The sequence below is a fragment of the Bifidobacterium avesanii genome, from assembly GCF_009299475.1.
GTDB classification, from domain to species: Bacteria; Actinomycetota; Actinomycetes; order Actinomycetales; family Bifidobacteriaceae; genus Bifidobacterium; species Bifidobacterium avesanii.
Genome location: NZ_WBSN01000002.1, coordinates 178,908 through 198,092, shown reverse-complemented (window position 1 = coordinate 198,092; position 19,185 = coordinate 178,908). Strand labels below are relative to the sequence as shown.

Below are 19,185 nucleotides of genomic sequence, written 5' to 3'. Positions count from 1 at the left end.
GTCCACGTCGGCCGCGAAGGTCGGATTGAGCCTCGCCCGCAGGGTGAGTCCATAATTGCAGGTCCGAAGGCGACTGCCATGACGCCGCCCAACGGGCCGGTTCCCGCTTGGCAATGAGGAAGTTATTATTCCTCACCCAACGGGCCGGGAACCGCCGGCTGGTATGAAGTCGCTTTCCGAAAACGGACCGGCTCGCGTCCCCGCCCCGCAATCTACGCCCAATCCGTTCCGCTAGAGGGGAATCAATTAAGCTTCCTTCCGAACTAGCAACCAATAGGCCCCTCCTCCCCAATCGGTGGAGGGGCCTATCCTTTATCATCGTAGGTAAACGTTGAAATCCATCCTCTGAAATTCGTACCCGCGGGGCCGGGCGGGCCGTGCTGACCCGTGCGCATGGGCCGGGCGTCCGTCCGTCGGCAATCGACCATCGTCGGCAGGCGCCTATTGGCGTTCGTCCATCGGCGTTTGTCCGTCGGCGAGCGCCCGTCCGCAATCGCCCGTCGGTCGGCAAACATCCATCGGCAAATATCCGCCGGCAATCGCCCATCGGCGTCCGTCCATCGGCAAGCGAGAGTAAGGTAGGCACAATGGCGTCCTCATTCAGCAAGCAATCATTCAACAAGGCGTTCACCACCGTGGCCAACAGCATCTACCTGATGCTCATGGCCGGCTGGCTCACGCTGCTGTGCGCGCTGCCGCTCACCATCTGCCTCATGACGCGCGTGCCGATCATGTACTATCCCACCTACGCCGGCGCCCTCGCCCTGAGCGCGCCCGCCTTCGCCGCGCTGTTCGCCATCTTCCGCGACCAGCCCACCTTCAACTCGCGCGACGCCCAGCTGCGCATCAAGCTCACCGAGGACCACGCGAAGGACCCGAACTTCCCGCCGGACTGGATCGCCGCGCCCTACGTGCCGTCCGACCGTCCGACCGCCATCTTCAAGCCGTTCTTCCGCGCCTACGCCAAGCTGTTCCTGCGCGCGCTGGCGGTGGGCTTCAGCTGCTGCCTCGCGATCTTCGCGTTCGGCTACGACCTCCAGCTTTCCCAGCAGTTCCAGTGGGGCGCGGCGCTCGTGCCGGTCCTGCTCGTGGCCATGGCCATCTTCCTGCAGGCGTACTTCGTGGGGCTCGTGATCGTGGTCGAATACCCGAAGGCCAAGTGGTGGAGCGTCATGAAGAGTGCGGTGCTGCTCTCCGTGCGGCGCTGGGTGGCGCTGCTCATCGCGCTCGTGGTCATGGTCGGCTTCTTCTGGGGCGTCATGTGGAGCCCGATCCTCGTGCTGCTGCTCGGCACCGGCATGGTCTTCTACATCGAGTACGCGGCCGCCCGCTGGCAGGCGCAGATCCTCTTCGCGCAGATGGCCGCCGAAAGCGGGGACAAGCGCATCCGCGACATGTACTCCGTGGGCGCCGACGCCAAGTCCTCCCGTCGCGGGCGCGGCGGCTCCTCCTTCTGGCGCGGCGGCACCGACGTCATGCAATGAGGTTGCGGCGGGGACCGACCACGGAACGGGCTAATTCTTGGACCGGCCGTTGGAATACCGCCGACTGATGAAAAATGCCCGCCTTTCGTGACCATCTGGCGCATCCTCGGCTGACAAGCGAACAAGGGTTTTCACCGTCCGAAGTTCGGTTTTCCGCGGTTTGGTCAGAAAAAGTCGCCATTCCGTTGCCGCACGTGCGCATGCCGTCGGCAACGGAATAGCGACTTTCCGCTGTCTGGGGCCGCCATGTCTGGGCTGATGTCAGAAAAATCGCTCTTCCGTTGTCAGAGGGCAAATGTCATGCCGCGTCTTTCTGGGCCGGCCTCTTACTGGATCGGTGAGCTGCAGGACGGTCAGCGGCTCCACGTAGGCGTGGCCGATCGGCGCGCCGGCATTGCGCAGTGCGTTGGCTACATTCTCGAAAAGTTGATATGCCAGACGGGGGTCGCGGGCGGTGGTGGCGGTGGCTTGGAAGACGATCCACCCGGTGGCGAGAACGGCGTTGACCCGGTCGACGTCCGCCTCATATTGGTCACGATGGTGCGATCCCTGATATTCCAGGCCGATCCGGTATGGCGGCCATCCCATGTCGAGACGTATTTCCCATGGCTCTTTGGCGATGACGACATCCGTTTGCGGGCAGGGCAGACCATGGCGCAGCGCATCAAGGCGCAGCAATGTCTCAGCCGGGGAGTCGGTGTTCGGCCGGAGCAGCCCCATGGCACGGATGATGTCCGGGCGTCCGACGAATCGTCCAGCCCGATCGAGGAATTGTTGCAGGTCGTCGATGGTCATCCTTCTGAGTGTGCGGTCCCGGCATAAAAACGAATCTCCGAGGACCACCAGATCGGTCAGGGAGCAACAAGCGGCCATGTGACATAAGGTTGCGGCCGGAGAAGTGCATTGGATGCCGTTCACCGTGATGATCGCTCCCGGTGCGCCGAGCGGACGCCATGCCCTGCGCTCGGCCATACCCGCGCGGCGTACGGCTGAGGGTTCGGGGAAGATCGCGAATGGCCGCCCATCCTGTTGCGGGAATGATCGCGGTACCTGTCGGCCCAACAGGTTCGTGGCGGTTGACAGCCCGTAGGTCAGATCGCGTCTGACTGCGGCGTTGAGTGATCGGCATGCGGCGACGGCGGATTGGTTGGTGGCCCATGAAGCATGGCGCATGATGTGCGAGGTGGACGGCTCTTGCCGGAATTCGAACATGGAGGGACCTTCTTCGTTGCTGTATCCCTCGCCGTCAAATCTATCATGGGACTTCGATGGGCCCGTGCGCGGGCGTCGAGTTTCGTCGGTTGCATGGCGCAATGCCGGCTTGGCGGGTGGCGGTCTCACCGTGGCCGTTCGTCCGTGTCGCGGCCTTGTCTCCGTGCCGTGCCGGCAATGGAGGGTCGATTTTTAAAGGCAAGTCGGTACCATGACGGGATTGTCGCCGAAAAATTCCCGGTTCCCTTGTCGCTCCACGGCTCCGCTTGGCAACGGAAGACGCATTTTCCGCCTGAATGTCCACTGTCCGGTCGAAATTCCCGGTTCCCTTGTCGGCGGAGAAAGGGCGGTGACAATGGAACCGGGAATTTTCTCCATAATCGGCGGAGTGGCAACGATGCGGGAGCAAAAATCCGCATTCCGTTGTCGGGGCATCGGGCCGGGCTGGCAACGGAGTCAAGGTTTTTCCCCGAAATTGGCGGAATGGGGCGCATACGAAGGAGAAAATCCGCATTCCGTTGTCACGGGACTGACCGGGCAAATGCTCAGATCTTCCGGCATTTGTCATCCGGCCTTCCGACACACGCGGGCGGCGGGGTGGTGATGATCGCAGATGATCGAGTATGATCGTTTCAACAAAATGTTTTCGTTAACAGTGGGGTTGAGATGACGATCAAAACTCAGGAAACCGACAAGTTGGCGGACGATCAGACGAAGGGCGTCGATCCGAAGGCCATCCAACCGAAAGACGGCGTCCGGCCGGCGGGCGACGATCAGCCGACCGTGGACGTGCTGCTCGCCAAGCGCGACGTGGACAAGGCGGCGGCCAACCGCAACGGTCTCACGTACAAGGGCTTCGGCGTGCTGTCCGGCAACGCCACGTCCAGCCTGCTCATGGACTACAAGGCCGAGCACCCGGACGTGTACTGGAAGCTCGTCGAGACGCTGTTCGGCGGCGATCGGCCCATGATGAACACCGTCAAGGTGGAGATGGGCAACGACCGCAACAACTCCACCGGCCCGAACGTGGCCACCATGCGTGACCGCGACGAGTACCCGGCCGTCACGCGCGAGCCCGGCTTCCAGCTCGCCGCCGACGCCCGCCGCTACAACCCGCGCCTGCACGTGAGCATCCTGCGCTGGCACGCCCCCACGTGGGTGAGGACGAACGACGACGTCTACCGCTGGTACAAGAACACCATTCTGGCGGCGTACCGCGAGTACGGCTTCATGGTCGACTCCGTGAACCCGGACGTCAACGAGCGCACCGCCGACCTCGACTGGGTCAGCGAATTCTCGCGCCGCGTCAAGGCCGACGAAACCGGCTTCGAGGGCAACGGCCCGGACGATCCGAACGCAGGGTTCGCGAGCGAGCGTGAGCGCGAACTGTTCCACCGCATCAAGACCATCACCTCCGATGAGGAGGTCACCGGCACGTTCGGCGACGACATGGTCGGCAACGCCGAGTACCTCAGGTCCATCGACGTGGCGTCCTACCACTATTCCGTGGAGGACGACCCGCACGGCAACTTCACGCGCCTCGCCGACGAGTTCGACAAGGAGGTGTGGAACTCCGAGGCGCAGGCCACGTTCTCCTGCTCGGCCGACCGCCCGAACAACACCAACGACGACGGCACGGAAGCCGGCGCGGGAGTCGGCGCGGAAGCCGGCACGGGAACCGGCGCGGACGACGCCGCGAAGCACTACGCCGGCACCGGCATCGGCGGCCAGAACGGCCCGCTCGAAATGGCCAACACGCTCGTCAAGGGCTTCGTGGAGTCCCGCCGCACGTGCGCGCTCTACCAGCCGGCCATCGGCAGCTTCTACGAGAACATGGAGTACTCCTACAAGGAGCTCATCTCCGCACGCGACCCGTGGAGCGGCTGGATGTACTACGACGCCGGCTGCGCGGTGCTCGAGCACTTCGCCCGGTTCGCGAACCTCGGCTGGGTCGGCGTGGACGACGAGGACGGCCGCCGCCCGATCTGGCGCGCGATCCCCGCGGCGTCCGGTTGCGAGGTCGGCGGCAACAACCCGGTCAACGGGGCGCGCCACGGCGAGCCGAGCTACCTGACGCTCGCCGCGCCGGACGGCTCCGACTTCTCCGCGGTAATCGTCAACGACAGCGCCTACGAGAAGCACTACCGCTTCGCCGTGGACGCCGCGCTCGCCGCCGCGGGCAGGCCGCTGACGGTGTGGGAGACCCGCGCCGCCGAGTCCGGCGAACCGTACGACGCCCGCTGGCTCGCCAAGAGGGGCGTGCTGCAGCCGGCGCGCTATGCGGTGCGCGGAGGCGAGGACGCGAGCGCGGCCACGCAAGCTACGCACGCCCCGCACGCCACGATGGAGTCCGCGTTCGACGCCGAGCCGACCGTGGGCGGCGCCGACGGCGAGGCCCGCGAAACCGTGGAGTATGACATCACGGTCGCCCCGTGGTCCATGATCACCGCCACCACGCTCGCTGACAATGAATCCGCCGGCAGCGCATCCGACGGCACCGCGGTGGCCGTGGGAGAGTCCGCGAGCCGGCTGCCGCGCGCCGCCGAGCACACCCGCGCGGTGCTGGACCAGGATCCGGAGCGCGGTGTGCTCTACGCCGACGACTTCCGCTACGAGGACGCCCCCGACGTGCAGGTGTTCAAGGGTGACGCGTTGGTCACGGAACCGTACCTCGCGTCCCGCGGCGGCGACGCGGGGGCCACGCCGCGCTACACGACCGACACCAACGGCGCCTTCGAAGTGGTGCCCGACCCGGAGCGCGGCCGTGTACTGCGCCAGCAGATCGACTGGCCGCACGCCGGCAACGCCTGGATCGAGGGCGACCCGCGCACCGCGATCGGCGACATGCGCTGGACCAACTACCGCGTGAGCGTGGACGTGCGCTTCGAGCCGTACGAGGGCCGCGCGCCCTACGTGCTGCTCGGCGCGCGCGAGATGGCCGGCGGCAAGTTCACCACCGACATCTGCGCGTACGACGTCAAGCTGCGCGCGGACGGCGTGTACCTGCTGCGCCGCTTCGGCGACGAGAAGCGCCGCGGTCACCTGGAGGACCTGCGCAAGCGCGCCAAGGCCGCCCTCGCCCGCGCGTTCGAGCCGGGCGCCGACGTGTGGAACACCGTGAGCCTCGAAGTGGCGGGCGACACCGTCACGTTCGCGGTCAACGGCGTGGACATCGCCTCCTGGCGCGACGAGCACCCGCAGTCGGCCGGCCGCATCAACCTCGGCACGAGCTTCAACCACGTGCGCTTCTCCAACCTGCGCGTCGAGCGCATCCCCGGATTCGCGCCGTACTACTCCGAGCTCATCGACGACCTGCACACCGTCTCGTGGGACGACACCGCCACGCCGCGGCTCTCGTACGCCGGCCCGTGGATCCACGAGACCGGCAAGGGCATGTACGACTACAACCGCACGACCACCACGTCGCTGGGCGCCGGCGCATCGGTGTCCCTCACGTTCGACGGCGTGGGCCTCGACGTGTTCGGCCGCTCCGACGGCAAGGCGCGCCTGACCGCGACGGTGGACGGCGAGCCGTGGAACGGCGACGCGGAGGGGAACACATCCGCGACCCTTCCCGTCATGCCCGCCGACGGCTCCCTGCGCTGCGAGTTCCAGCTGCACGGCCTCACCCCGGGCCGCCACACGGTCACGCTCGCCACCGCCACGGACCACCCGTTCCTCATCGACGCGATCGGCACCCTCCACGAGTGATCGCCCGGCCGCGTCGCCCGCCGAAAATCGCAAACTTGTGACAATGCGTCTCTGAGAGGCTGAATTCCACCGAATTCGCCCGCTTGGAGACGCATTTTCACAAATTTGCGATGATGCGCCGCCGCGACACGCCCGGATTGCGCGGCGGGGCTTGGGCGTGTACTCTAGCCATCCGTAAACCACAGACCGTTGGTTGAAGATCGCAAAGTCTTCTGAAGTTTGGTTCGCCAAGGCCATCGCAGGTTGAGAGATATAAGCCCGCAAGGGTTCGCAAGTTCGCTTGCGGTTGTATGTTGCTCTGCCTGTGCGCAGGGCTTTTTTGTTGCCCTGTGAACCTTGACCCGAAGCGTCCGGACTCCAGACCAATGGCCGATCTAGGAAGGAACGCCATGAAGAGGCCCGAAAAGGAAGCGGTGGTCGCTCAGCTTACGGAGCAGTTCCGTAACGCTGACGCTGTCTACCTGACCGAGTACCGCGGGCTTACCGTTCCGCAGGTTTCCGAACTGCGCGAAAAGCTAGGCCGCGATACTTCCTACACTGTGGCTAAGAACACGCTGGCGCGCATCGCCGCCAAGGAAGCGGGCATTGAGGGTCTTGACGACCTGCTCAAGGGCCCGACCGCCATCACCTTCGTGAAGGGCGACTTCATCGAGGCTGCGAAGACGCTGCGTGACTTTGCCAAGACCAACAAGGCTCTCGTTATCACGGGCGGCTATGCCGATGGCACCGTCTACGACGCCGAGGGTGCCAAGAAGCTGGCGGATCTCATGTCCCGCCCGCAGCTGCTCTCCAAGTTCGCCGGCGACCTCAAGGCCACGACCGCCAAGGCCGCGTACCTGTTCGTCGCTCTGCCCACCAAGGCCGTGCGTACGATCGACGCCCTGCGCGAGAAGCAGGAAAAGGCAGCTTGATCCCCGTGCGGCTTGCCGCATGACATTCGGAAAACAACAAAAAACATTGAGACGGCCGAGCGCCACGTTGCGAGACCGTCAGCATGAAAGGAAGCCATCATGGCTAAGTACACCAACGAAGAGCTGCTGGAAGCTTTCGGTGAAATGACCCTCGTCGAGCTCTCCGAGTTCGTGAAGGCCTTCGAGGAGAAGTTCGACGTCGAGGCCGCCGCCCCGGTCGCCGCCGTTGCCGCCGCCCCGGCTGCCGGCGCTGCCGCTGAGGAAGAGGAGAAGACCGAGTTCGACGTCGTCCTGACCGCTGTCGGCGACAAGAAGATCCAGGTCATCAAGGCCGTCAAGGCCATCACCAACGCCGGCCTGGCTGAGGCCAAGGCTCTGGTGGACGGCGCTCCGAAGGCCATCCTCGAGAAGGCCAAGAAGGAAGACGCCGAGAAGGCCAAGGCTCAGCTCGAAGAGGCTGGCGCCACCGTCGAGCTCAAGTAATGCACGCGGGAGGGAATCCCGCTCATTGCAAGGCTTTTGGGAAGACCCCGCACGGATTCGCTCCGCGCGGGGTCTTCCGCGTTGTGGGGAGCTTTGCTCGGTCCACCCGTGATCTCAGCTCGCACGGGATCTCCGTCCGCCCGGGGCGACGGGCAGCAGGGCGACACCGGCAACGCCGTGACACGATCGGGGCCCGTCGTCCCGCGCGGTGATAGGGTATGCCCGTGACGTTGTCGATGATGAAGACCATGAGCGCGGCCGAGAAGTACCGGCAGATGACCGGCAGCCCGGTCCGTCCGCTGATCCTGAGGCTGTGCCTGCCCGCGGTGATCTCCAATCTGGTCACCATGGCCTACAACCTCACCGACACGTACTTCATCGGCCGGCTTGGCACCGCGCAGTCCGGCGCGATCGGCATCGCGTTCTCCGTCATGACCGTCTTTCAGGCCATCGGCTTCTTCTTCGGCAACGGCTCGGGCAACTCCATGAGCCGTGAGCTCGGCAAGCGGCACAACGACCGTGCGGCCCGCCTGCTCGCGGTCGGATTCGCCGGCGCGGTGCTCATGGGCGCGACCGTGGGCCTGAGCTTCCTCGCCGCGCTGCATCCGCTGGTCTACATGCTCGGCTCCACCGATACGATCGCCCCGTTCGCCGTGCAGTACCTCACGCCCATCCTGCTCGCCGGCCCCTGCGTGTGCGGGTCGTTCGCCCTGAACGGACTGCTGCGGTATCAGGGCCAGTCGGCGTTCGGCATGCTGGGCCTCGTCTCCGGCGCGCTGCTCAACTTCGGTCTGGCGCCGCTGTTCATCTTCGTGCTCAACATGGGCATCTTCGGCGCGGGCCTCGCCACGGCCATCTGCCAGACGCTGAGCTTCGCCATCCTGACGACCATGAGCGCGAAGTTCGGCGTGATCGGCCTCGACCTGCGCCGCTGCAGGCCCGACGTGCTGCTCATGCGCGAGATCGTCGGCGGCGGTCTGCCCTCGCTCATCCGGCAGAGCGCCAACTCCATCTCCGTGACCTGCGTGAACCTCGCCGCCAACCCGTTCGGCGACGCGGCCATCGCGGCCATGGCCATCGTGATGCGCATCACCATGTTCGCCAACTCCGTGATCATCGGCCTCGGGCAGGGACTCCAGCCCGTGTGCGGCTACAACTACGGCGCCGGCAAGTACGGGCGCGTCAAGGAGGGCTACTGGTTCGTGGTGCGCACGGCCACCTGCACGCTCGCCGTGCTGGCGGTGGGCATGGCGGCGTTCGCTCCGCAGCTGATCGAGCTGTTCCGCTCCGACCCGGCGGTGATCGCGGTGGGCGTGGTGGCATTGCGCGTGCAGTGCCTGACCGTGGCGTGCAACGGCTTCAACATGACGTCCAACATGATCCAGCAGACCATGGGCAAGACGTTCATCGCCTCGTTCCTCGCCCTGTGCCGTCAGGGCCTGTTCCTCGCGCCCACGGTGGTGATCCTCTCGCACGCGATGGGCATCACGGGCCTGCAGATCTCGCAGTCGGTGTGCGACGTGCTCACGCTGCTCGTCACCATCCCGTTCCAGGTGGTGGTGCTGCGGGGCCTGAGCGAAAAGCCGGCGAATCGCGGAAATTGACGATTGTGGGTCAATACCCGCCGACATGCGTTAACATTTCAGGCTTTCATGACACAATGGCAGATAGTGCGTGCGGCGCACCGTCCGTCGCGCCATGCCCGATTTCAAGGAGGTCGACCAACAGTGAGCGAACAGCGACCGGCCCAGCAGTGGATCGTGAAGGTCAACGGCGTCGAGGAAGTGCGCCTGGACCCGGGGGAGAGCTTGGAAATCGGGCGCAAGCCGCTGCGACCGCTCGCCGATGACGGCATGCGGCGTCTGGACGTGCCGGACCAGACCAAGTCGATGTCCAAGCGCCACGCCGCGTTCAGCGTGTCCGCGCAGGGGGCCGGCTCGCTCAGGGACCTCAACAGCACCAACGGCACCTACGTGGTGCGCGACGATGGCGAGCTCATGCGCATTCCGCCGCAGGCCGACTTCCTGTTGCCGCGCGCCACCATGCGCTTCCAGTTCGGCGACGTGCCGGTGGACTTCGTGCGCGTGGAGGTGACCGCCGCGGACGAGGCGGCCGGGGAGGACGTGCCCAACCTGTTCTCCTACGCCTCGACCGGCGCGCAGGACGCCGAGCCCGACGCGGCGGACATGTCCGTGGACGACATCCTCGACCTGCGCGCGGGGGAGCCCACCGGTGCGTTCGACGCGAGCAGCGTGCGCAGCCGGATCGGCGCCCTGCACGACCGCGCGGTGGCGTCCGGCACCGGGGCGATCATCGCCTCCGACGGCGGCCAGCGCGATCTGTTCGCCGACGCGATCGACGAGGTGCAGGCGGGCGTGCCGGCGGCCGATGCCGAGCCGTCGCCGTTCGTCGGGGCGGCGGACATCGCGGCGGCAGCGCAGGCTTCGACGCCGACCGTTGTGCCGTCCGCTGGCGTGCCGGGTGTTGGCGTGCCGACGGAATCGGCGCATCCGGTGGCGCAGACCAGCCCGTTTGCGCAGTCCAATCCGGTGGTCCAGCCGTTCGTCCAGCCGACCGTGCAACCGGTGCAGACCGTGCAGCCCGCGCAGGAGGCCGCACAGCCCGTGGTGCAGCCCACGGTCCAGCCGGTCATCCAGCAGCAGCCGGTCGTGCAGCCCCAGCAGGTCCAGCCCGTCCAGTCGACCGCCCAGCCCGTGCAGACCGCGGCCCCGGCGTCCACCTTCGAGCCGGGGTCCGTGTTCGAGATGGTCTCCCGCCGCACCGCCGAGGCCGCCCGACCCGCGGCCATCGAAGCCGGCGGCCACACGTCCGACCAGGCCAAGGTCACGCGCGACTTCGCCGCGCAGTTCGACATGGCCCGCTACCCGCAGCTGCTGCCGTTCCTCGCCATGAACCCGGCGCTGTACGACGATCTGTACGCGTGGCTGTCCGCGCTGGGGGACAAGGACATCGACGCCGCGCTCGAACGCAACGAGGGCTACCGCGACTACCGCAAGGCCATGGGGAAGTGAGGGAAACCGATCAATGAGCGACAAGAACCTATCGGCGCTGGACCGCATCCGCGCATGGCGTCAGGCGTACCAGACCGCGTCCGGCACCACGCCTCTGGAGGACATCTCCCAGCTGGCCGCGCAGCTTGACCTCACGCACGCGCACCCGTCCGGCATCGCCCAGCTGTTCGCCTCCGGTCAGGCGCATCTGGACTCCCTGTTCCGCGACAACGGCATGCTGCGCGCCGCCAACCGCCGGCTCGAGCGCGTGCTCGACGACCGCGCGGTCAAGGAGCGCGTGAGCGGCTGCTCGGAGCTCTCGCTCGTCGTGGGCGTGGCCACGTGGAAGGGTGCCGCCATGCCGGTGCTGCTCTACCCGGTCGAGGTGGTGCCGTCGGCCACGTCGCCGTCCAAGACCGCCATCCGCTTCACCGGCAAGGTGGAACTCAACTCCGTGTTCGTCTCCGCCATGCGCGCCCGCGGCATCACGCTCAACGCGGCCGAGCTGTTCGACGTCTCGCACTACGAGGGCGGCACCCCGGAGACCTCCGCGCTGTTCAACGCGATCACCGCCAAGACGTTCCAGGTCATCGACGACTTCACCATCGAGCGGACCATCGTGCTCGGCTGCTTCGTGGAGCCGTCCTCGCTGCTCATCGGCGAAAGCCTGACCATCATCGACCAGCTGGCCGACGGGCCGACCGGCAACACGCTGCTCGACGCGATCGCCGGCAACGAGGACGCCCGGCAGTCCCTCAAGGCCACGATCCCCGAATACAGCCCGTTCGACGGCGACCCGCACAACGAGTACGAGATCGGCGATGTGGACAACACCGTGCGCTACGCCGCCCAGCTCGCCGCGGCCGGCCATTCGCTGTTCCTCGACGAGCCGGCCAACCGCGACACCGCCGTGCAGTCCGCCGCGATCGCGTCCCGCTGCATCATGGAGGGGCGCAATGTGCTGTACGTGCCGTGCGTGATGGAGTCCAAGCGCCGGTTCATGCAGGAGATCCGCACCAACGAGATGAGCCCGCTGGTGCTCGACGTGACCGACGCGGCGTCCAACAAGGCGATCGACCGCCAGCTCATCGGCGCGGTAGGCTTCCAACCCGGCACCGCCACGAGCCACTTCGAGCAGCTCGCCGACGAGCTCGTGGGCGTGCGCTCCCGCCTGACCCGCTACCTTGGCGACCTGCACGGGGCCAACGAGCGCTGGGGCTTCTCCGCCTACGAGACGATCCAGAACCTCGCGAGCATCGCCACGCTGTCCACGCACCCGGCCACGCGCGTGCGCCTGTCGGCCACCACCGCGCACGCCATCAAGGACTCGCTCGATGAGTGGGGCGGCAAGCTGGAGCAGGCCGCGCGGCTCGGCGAGTTCACCATCACCCCGTCCGACACCGCGTGGTTCGGCGCCTCCCTGTTCAGCGAGGACGAGGCCGTGGACGCCTACCAGCGCGTGGTGCGCTTGCTCGAGAAGATCCTGCCCGCCACCCGCGAGCACGTGGCCGCCACCGCGCAGACGTGCGGCTTCCCCATCCCCACCACCGCGCAGGAGTGGGGCAAGCAGGTGCTCGTGCTCAAGAACCTGCGCCGCGTGCTCGACGTGTTCCAGCCGGGCATCTTCGAGCGCGACATCCCGGCCATGATCGAGGCCACCCGCTCGAAGGCCGACCGCAAGGCGTCCGGCACGTCCATGGGCTTCTGGGAGCGCCGCCGCCACATCAAGGAGGCCAAGAGCCTGCTGCGCGTGGGGGCGCAGATCGAGGACCTGCACGAGGCGCTCATCGTGGTGCTCAAGCAAGCCCAGCAGTGGCGCACGTTCGTGCCCGCCGGCGGATGGCCCGTGCTGCCGCCGAAGCTCGACCAGATCATCGAATCGCAGGACGCCCTGAACCGCGACCTGACCGCGCTCGACACCGTGCTCGCCACCACGCCGGCCGGCGGCAATCTGGGCACCACGCCGCTCAACGACGTGGAGGCCCGCCTGAAGGCCCTGTTCGACGACCACACCGCGCTCGACACCCTGCCCGCGCGCGCCTGCCTTGAGCGCGACTTCAACGCGGCCGGCCTGCAGGACCTCGTCGCCGACCTCAAGAACCGTCAGGTCGCCGAGCCCGCCGTGGCCAACGAGCTGCGGCTCGCGTGGTGGACGACCGTGTTCGACGACATCGTCCACTCCTCGGCCATCATTTCGAACCAAGATGGTTCGGCGCTGTCCAACGCGGCCGACCGGTTCAGCCAGGTGGACACCGAGCACGTGCGCTCGATCGGCGCGATGGTCGGCCAGGAATCCATGCGCCGGCTTTCGGAGATGCTGTTCGCGCACACGCAGGAGGCCAACCAGCTGCACACCATGCTCGCCTCCTCCGCGCGCGTGCCGCTCGACCGGCTCATGCACACGTACCCCACGATCATGAAGCTCGCCAAGCCGATCCTCGTGGCCACGCCCGCCACGCTGGCCGCCATGACCGACCCCGAGGAGCTCGCCGACGTGGCGATCATCGACGCGGCCGCGCACATCGCGCCCATCGAGCTGCTGTCCGTGCTGCGCCGCGCCCGTCAGGTCGTGGTGCTCGCGCACGGCTCCACCATCACCAGCGACAGCGTCAAGCTGCTCGCCTCGCTGCTGCCGCGCGTCGAGATCGCCGGCCGTCCGGGACGCCGCGCCCCGCGCGTGGCCGCGTTCCTCAAGGAGCACGGCTACGGCGACGTGAGCTTCGACATCGCCACCGAGGCCGCGCGCGGCAACGTGTCCTACACCGGCGTGGACGGCGTGGGCGTGCCCGTGCTCACCTCCGGGCTCGTGGAGTCCAACCAGCAGGAGATCGACGCCGTGGTGGAGATGCTGCGCCGCCGCGCCGCGGGCTTCACCATCGTGCCCGCCTCGTACCTGCTCACCATCGTCACGCTGTCCGGCACGCACCGCACGCGACTCGGGGCCGAGCTCAAGAACTGCGCCGCCAAGGACGCCGCGTTCGGCAAGTTCCTCCATCACGTGCGCATCATCGGGCTCGACGAGGTTGCCGGCGCGCAGTCCACCGACGTGATCATCTCGCTCGGCTTCGCCAAGACCTCGCACGGCCGTCTGCTCCAGCAGTTCGGCGACCTCGAGGGCGAGGGCGGCGCCGGCATGCTGCTCGACGCCATGGCGCTCGCCGGACGCAACCTCGACATCGTGTCCGCGTTCACGTCCGCCGACCTTGAGGAGGACCGTCTGCACCAGCCCGGTCCGAAGCTGCTGCGCGAGATGGTCATCTGGGCCGAGCAGCTGAGCCCCGAGCCGTTCCGCCCGTCCGAGCACGACCCGTCCGTGCGCAACGTGCTGTTCGCCGACCTCGCCGAACGCGTCCGCGCCCGCGGGCTCAACGTGGCCGTGGACTACGGCTTCGACGACGACCCGTCCGCGCGCATCCCGCTCGTGGTGGGCGTGCCCGGCAAGCCGTTCGCGCTCGCCGTGCTCACCGACGACGCGAACTTCATGGGCGTGCAGTCCACGCGCAAGCGCAACCGTCTGCGCATGGAGGACCTGCAGATGCTCGGCTGGTCCGTGATGACCGTGTGGTCCGTGGGCACGTTCGTCAACCCGGACAAGGAGGTGGACCGCATCGTCGCCCACCTCGCCAGCGTGTACGGGGACCTGCGATGAGCGGGGATGCCGTGCATGATGCTGTTGACGCTGCTGTGAACGGCGGCGGCTTGGCTGAAGTGGGCGGCGTTGCCGGGACGGGTGACGAAGTTACTGCGGGTGACAGTGTTGCTGACGATGACGTTGTTGGTGACGCCGCGGGCATTGCCATTGACCTGAATGGTGGCGTTGCGGTCGGCAACCCGGCGAACGACGATGCCGCCGTGCATGATGCCCCCGTTGCGCGTGACGTCGCCGCGGGCGCCGGCTCGCACGTAAACCGCGAACCCGCCCCGCTGCCGCGCACCAAGCGCGGGCAACATCGTCGCGTGGTGCGCAAGGGCACCGAGTGGTTCGACGCCGACGGCGTGAAGCTTGAGCCCTCCGACGAACGCACCGCCGCCCAGCGCGAGGCCGACGACGACCGCCGCATCCTCAGCGAGCTGCCGCCTCACTGGGCCGTCTTCAACGAGAAGCGCTGAGAAGTTCCGGTGGCCGGCCCGATGCGACGTCCTTCGCGGCCGTGGCGGTCGCCCGCTTCATCCTGACCGGCCCATCCCACAAGCCTGTTGTGCTCATTCGGTCCAATCTGCACGCTTTCCGGCGCAGGTTGGACCGAATGGTGTATTTGAGGGCTCCTACGCGGGTTGTTTTTCGCCCGTTCGGTCCAAACTGCGCATTCTGTGTTGCAGGTTGGACCGAATGGCATATTTGTGGACCTTGCGAGGTCTGTTTTCGTTCATTCGTTCCAACTTGAGCGCCTCGTGATGCATGTTGGAACGATCAACGCGTTTTGGGACCCCTATGGGGGCCGTTTTTCCGTCGTTTGTTCCAATTTGCGATTCTGCTGGGACAGATTGGAACGAATGACGTATTTGAATGTCCTTGCGAGGTCTGTTTTCGGTCATTCGTTCCAACTTGCGCGTCCTGCGTTACACGTTGGAACGATCAACGCGTTTTGGAGCCCCTATGAGGGCCGTTTTGCCGTCATTCGTTCCAATCTTCGATTATGCGGGCGCAGATTGGAACGAACGACGGCAAAACGGTCAATCGTCACAGATCGAGGAAGTGGTCCAATCCGACGGTCAGACCCGCGTGGCCTCCCTCGGCGAGCTTGCGCACGGCAAGCAGCACGCCCGGCATGAAGCTCGTGCGGTCGAAGCTGTCCGCGCGGATCGTGAGCTGTTCGCCGGCGTTGCCGAACAGGATCTCCTCGTGCGCGTTGAGTCCGCGCAGGCGCACGGCATGCACGTGGATGCCGTCGACCACCTGTCCGCGCGAGCCGCCGTCGGTCTCCGTCGCGTCCGGCACCGGGCCGAGTCCGGCGGCCTTGCGCGCGGCGGCGATGCCCTGCGCGGTGTGGAACGCGGTGCCGGAGGGGGCGTCCACCTTGGTCGGATGATGCAGCTCGATCACCTCGGCGGACTCGAAGTAGCGGGCGGCCACGGTGGCGAAATGGTCGGCCAGCACGGCGCTGATCGCGAAGTTCGGCGCGATGAACACGGCCTGATCCTTGCGCGGCGCGGCGGCGAGGGCCTCGCGCACCTTGTCCAGCTTTTCCGCGGTCCAGCCGGTGGTGCCCACCACCACGTCCACGCCCTGCGCGACGAGCACCAGCACGTTGCCGAGTGACACCGACGGCACGGTGAACTCGACCGCCACGTCGGTGTTGTCCGGCGTGATTGCGGCCAGATCGTCGCCGGCGTCCAGCGTCAGCGCCAGCTCCGTGTCCGGGGCGCCCTTGACCGCGTCCACCACATGACTGCCCATGCGCCCTTTGGCGCCCACCACGGAAACCCGAACCATTCGTCGCTCCTTCTATTCGCGTATTGTCCGTTCCGGACGGTCCGCTCGACCGTCAACCGCTCTCATTATGCGTGATGCGGCGCCGGCCCGCCCATCGGAGTCCATGGACGGCTTGCCTGGCTTGATGACGCCGACCACGGAACGCCGATTTTTTCTGCGGAATGGCGGAAGACCAGTGCACCTGCCGGGAATGTCGCGCTTCCGTTGTCGGAATGGTCGGCCATTGCCGGGCATTTGATCGGAGGAACGACAACGGAACGCCGACTTTTTCCGCGGAATGGCGGAATGCCAACGCCGTTGCTGGAAATATCGCGCTTCCGTTGCCGGGGCGGGCTCCTTCGCGGTCGGCGGGGCCGGGAGCCACAATAGGAATCATGACGATGACGGAAAAGACGACGGACAAGACGACGGGTCAGACCGCGGGCGGAATGACGGACTCGGCGGAGGTCACGGCCGCGAAACGTGACCTGCGCAGGGTGGTCCTTCGTCGCAGGAAGTTGACTAGCGAGGCCGGGCGTCTTGCGGCGGGGGAGCGTCTCGCCGCGGCGTTGGGCGCGAGCGGGCTGCTGGACGCGCTGATCGCCAAGCGAAACGACGTTCGCGGAGTCGGCGGCATGAAGCCGAACCCGTCCGCACCTGCTCTCGTCGGGTCTCACGCCGATGTGCTGACCGTCGCGCGGACCGACGTTCATGGTGGAAGTGTGGATTTGAAACAATCCGCCCACGCGCCAGCCGGGCCTCATGCCGCACCCACCGTGGCCGCGTACGTGTCCATGGACACGGAGATCGAGACGCGCCCGCTGCTGCGACTGTTGCTTGACCGGCATATCCGCGTGCTTGTGCCGCGGCTGGGAAGCGGTCTGGACGTCGGTTGGAGCGAACTGCGGTCGCTGGACGATCTGCGCGCGCCCGGTCCTCACCGGCCCGCGGAGCCGATGGATGCGCCCGTGCTGGATGCGTCGGGTGCGTTGCGGGATGCGGACATGGTGATCCTGCCCGCGCTCGCCGTGAGCACGCTGGACGGGACGCGGCTCGGGCGCGGCGGCGGGTGGTACGACCGTGCGATCGCCGTGCCGGGCATGGGAGCCAAGGCGAATGAGACGGAGGCGCCGGACGAAGCCGTGGAACCGGACAGCGCTGCGGAATCGGATAACACTGCGGTGTCGGACGAAGCCGGAAAGCCGGACGAAGCCGGAAAGCGGGACGGAACCGCGAAGCCGGACGAAGCTGCGGAGTCGGATACGCCACATGAGTCGGACAAATCGGGGAGCGGATCGACGGCTGGCGTCGCACCTGTACGGGCTCCATGGTCTCATATCCCGCGCCTGATCGCCGTGTGCTGGCCGTGGGAGCTCACGGACGGGCCGCTGCCGCACGAGGCGCACGACGTGCCGGTCGACGCCGCGCTTACGCCGGACGGCATAACGATGGTCGGGCGTGTCTCCGGCGCGACTAGGATATGAACGGTTGAACCGCGAAGAGGAACTTTCGTCAAGCATGTGGAGGGAATAATGCCTACGTACCATTACCGTTGCAAGAACTGCGGCTACGACTTCACCAAGGTGCAGTCGTTCACCGACGACCCCGTCACCGTGTGCCCCGAGTGCCATGAGGAGCAGGTGCGCAAGGTCTACTCCGCCGTCCCGATCGAGTTCAAGGGCCACGGCTTCTACCGCACCGACGGCGCCTCGCACTCCTCGTCCAAGTGATCGCCGGACGCCGGCCGCTGATCGATGATCGCCGATCAGCGGCCGCAATCCGGCAGGTTTGCAGAATCAGCGCGGCTGGTGGTCATAAGACCGCTGGCCGCGATTGTTTAACGGTCTCACAATCTCGCAAATGCCTGTCGTCGGCAAGTCGACGTCCTTAGGATGACTCCCGCAGGATGAAGACCGCGCGGCCGATGGCTCGATGAGGACGGGTGTCTCGATGGGACGGATACCTCGATGGGGACGAATATCTCGATTGAGCGGGCGTCTTGGCGGGGCTGATGGTCCGGAGGCTCTGCGCCGACACGCCCGAACGCCTCGCGTGGCATGCCAAAACGGCGGAATGCCGACGCTCGCGCACATTCGACCACAGGGTCGCTCCGAATTGACCCACGTTTCCAGACCGCCCATGATGCGGCTATGAAGCCATTTCGCATATCGGAAAACACGCTGGCACGTCGCCGTCTGATCGCCGCCGCGCGCCGGTGGGCGGCCGCCTGCTGCGCCGCGCTGGCCGTGTTCGTCGCGCTCCAATACGTGGGCTCGCTGGTCCGCATGGAAACCGTGGTCGTGGCGTCGGCGGACATCGCGCGGGGTCAGGCCGTGGACGCTTCGAGCCTCGCGGTCGCCGAGGTCCCGGCCGCGTCCACGAACGCCGCGGCGTTCCATCGCGTGGAGGATGTGGGGGCCGCGACCGCGCTGGTCGCCATCGCCCGCGGGCAGCCGGTGTTCGCCGGCATGGTGTCCGACGAGCCGAAACCACCGGACGGCACCACCGCCGTGGAGGTGCGTCTGGCCAGCATGCCCGACGGTCTGCTGCCGGGGGACAAAGTGGATTTGGTGTCCTCGTCCGGCTGCGGGCAAGGCGGCGGACAGGGAAACGGACAAGGCAATGGACAGGGAAGCGGGCAAAATAGCCAAAACAGCGGTCAAGCCGGCAGTCAGGCCAACGGTCAAGCCGGCAGTCAAGCCGCCGGCAAGCCCTGCACGCTGGCCAGCGCCGCATTGACGCTGAGCGTCCCGGTCGCCGCCAATGCCCGGAACGGGAACGGCGGCACGGCGGACTCCGGCTCCGGACTGTTCGGCGCGAACGGGAATGCGGACGGCAGCGGCGGGGCCTCGCGCACGGTCGCCTTCGCGCTCAAACCCAAGGAGGCGCTGGCCGTGCTCGCCCAGCAGGAGGCCGGCCCGCTCTTGGCGGTGGCGCGTCCCGCCCGCGAAGTACGGTGA

Annotated in this window: 12 protein-coding genes and 2 pseudogenes; 12 read left to right on the top strand and 2 right to left on the bottom strand. The window is 66.8% G+C overall.

Annotated elements, in window-relative coordinates:
- Window positions 1–587: 587 nt before the first annotated feature.
- Window positions 588–1,484, top strand: coding sequence for a YesL family protein (locus DSM100685_RS02305; protein ID WP_152349742.1), 897 nt, complete (start codon window positions 588–590; stop codon window positions 1,482–1,484).
- A gap of 261 nt (window positions 1,485–1,745) precedes the next feature.
- On the opposite strand, the gene DSM100685_RS02300 is transcribed toward DSM100685_RS02305, so the two are convergent.
- Window positions 1,746–2,696, bottom strand: coding sequence for a hypothetical protein (locus tag DSM100685_RS02300; RefSeq protein ID WP_152349741.1), 951 nt, complete (start codon window positions 2,694–2,696; stop codon window positions 1,746–1,748).
- A gap of 666 nt (window positions 2,697–3,362) precedes the next feature.
- Here DSM100685_RS02300 and DSM100685_RS10665 point away from each other — a divergent pair.
- From DSM100685_RS10665 to DSM100685_RS02260, 7 genes are all read left to right on the top strand, one after another.
- The gene (locus DSM100685_RS10665; RefSeq protein WP_163200860.1) at window positions 3,363–6,407 is read left to right on the top strand and encodes a 3-keto-alpha-glucoside-1,2-lyase-like domain-containing protein; all 3,045 of its coding nucleotides are present in this window, start codon (window positions 3,363–3,365) and stop codon (window positions 6,405–6,407) included.
- Window positions 6,408–6,796: 389 nt separating this feature from the next.
- Complete coding sequence (rplJ, locus tag DSM100685_RS02285) at window positions 6,797–7,318, top strand: 50S ribosomal protein L10 (RefSeq protein WP_152349740.1); 522 nt, start codon at window positions 6,797–6,799, stop codon at window positions 7,316–7,318.
- Window positions 7,319–7,417: 99 nt separating this feature from the next.
- Window positions 7,418–7,801: a 50S ribosomal protein L7/L12 gene (rplL, locus tag DSM100685_RS02280; protein ID WP_150353962.1), complete on the top strand. Its 384-nt coding sequence runs from the start codon at window positions 7,418–7,420 to the stop codon at window positions 7,799–7,801.
- A 236-nt stretch (window positions 7,802–8,037) separates the two neighbouring features.
- The gene (locus tag DSM100685_RS02275; protein ID WP_420837367.1) at window positions 8,038–9,405 is read left to right on the top strand and encodes an MATE family efflux transporter; all 1,368 of its coding nucleotides are present in this window, start codon (window positions 8,038–8,040) and stop codon (window positions 9,403–9,405) included.
- Window positions 9,406–9,528: 123 nt separating this feature from the next.
- Window positions 9,529–10,833 (top strand): FHA domain-containing protein, encoded by a 1,305-nt coding sequence (locus DSM100685_RS02270; protein WP_240811871.1) that lies wholly within the window; start codon window positions 9,529–9,531, stop codon window positions 10,831–10,833.
- Between the two features lie 13 nt (window positions 10,834–10,846).
- Window positions 10,847–14,461, top strand: a complete 3,615-nt coding sequence (locus tag DSM100685_RS02265) for a helicase (RefSeq protein WP_152349738.1) — start codon at window positions 10,847–10,849, stop codon at window positions 14,459–14,461.
- Window positions 14,462–14,736: 275 nt separating this feature from the next.
- On the top strand, window positions 14,737–14,922 hold the full coding sequence (locus DSM100685_RS02260) for a hypothetical protein (protein WP_152349766.1): 186 nt from the start codon (window positions 14,737–14,739) through the stop codon (window positions 14,920–14,922).
- A gap of 571 nt (window positions 14,923–15,493) precedes the next feature.
- On the opposite strand, the gene dapB is transcribed toward DSM100685_RS02260, so the two are convergent.
- Window positions 15,494–16,246, bottom strand: a complete 753-nt coding sequence (gene dapB, locus DSM100685_RS02255) for a 4-hydroxy-tetrahydrodipicolinate reductase (RefSeq protein WP_152349737.1) — start codon at window positions 16,244–16,246, stop codon at window positions 15,494–15,496.
- 749 nt (window positions 16,247–16,995) lie between these two features.
- Between dapB and DSM100685_RS02250 the strand changes: the two are divergent.
- The 4 genes and pseudogenes from DSM100685_RS02250 to DSM100685_RS02235 all read left to right on the top strand — a co-directional run.
- Window positions 16,996–17,316 (top strand): annotated as a pseudogene (locus DSM100685_RS02250) (5-formyltetrahydrofolate cyclo-ligase); the annotation flags it as partial.
- A 255-nt stretch (window positions 17,317–17,571) separates the two neighbouring features.
- Window positions 17,572–17,709 (top strand): annotated as a pseudogene (locus tag DSM100685_RS11170) (5-formyltetrahydrofolate cyclo-ligase); the annotation flags it as partial.
- A gap of 48 nt (window positions 17,710–17,757) precedes the next feature.
- A complete protein-coding gene (locus DSM100685_RS02240) occupies window positions 17,758–17,955 on the top strand; it encodes an FmdB family zinc ribbon protein (protein WP_152349736.1) in 198 nt (65 codons plus the stop codon).
- A 420-nt stretch (window positions 17,956–18,375) separates the two neighbouring features.
- The gene (locus DSM100685_RS02235; RefSeq protein WP_163200858.1) at window positions 18,376–19,185 is read left to right on the top strand and encodes an SAF domain-containing protein; all 810 of its coding nucleotides are present in this window, start codon (window positions 18,376–18,378) and stop codon (window positions 19,183–19,185) included.